The organism is Streptomyces sp. P17, assembly GCF_032436805.1.
In the GTDB taxonomy this organism is placed as follows: domain Bacteria; phylum Actinomycetota; class Actinomycetes; order Streptomycetales; family Streptomycetaceae; genus Streptomyces.
Genome location: NZ_JAVRBF010001500.1, coordinates 1 through 235, shown reverse-complemented (window position 1 = coordinate 235; position 235 = coordinate 1). Strand labels below are relative to the sequence as shown.

Here is a 235-nt window from a genome sequence, read left to right as displayed (position 1 = left end):
AATCCAGGTCAGTGAGAGCATCAAGAACGTCCACAATATTGCGTGCCCGGATAGCCTCGGCCAGTTCCGCAAGCTCCTCCTGAATCAGTTGAAGCCTCAGCAGGCAGGTTTGACCGCCCGCGTCTCCCACCTCACTAGCTTTCGCCGCCCGGGCCTGAAGATCGCGAGCAAGGTCATCAGCGCAGTCAAAATAGCTTTCTAATTGCTTAGCCGCGTATGAACCGTACATAGGTAC

The 235-nt window shown here is 55.3% G+C and carries 1 protein-coding gene; it reads right to left on the bottom strand.

The genetic code is table 11. The features are described from left to right. Nucleotides 1–229: hypothetical protein (locus RMT89_RS46465; RefSeq protein WP_399499143.1), on the bottom strand; the 229-nt coding region annotated here is incomplete at its 3' end. Nucleotides 230–235: the final 6 nt, after the last annotated feature.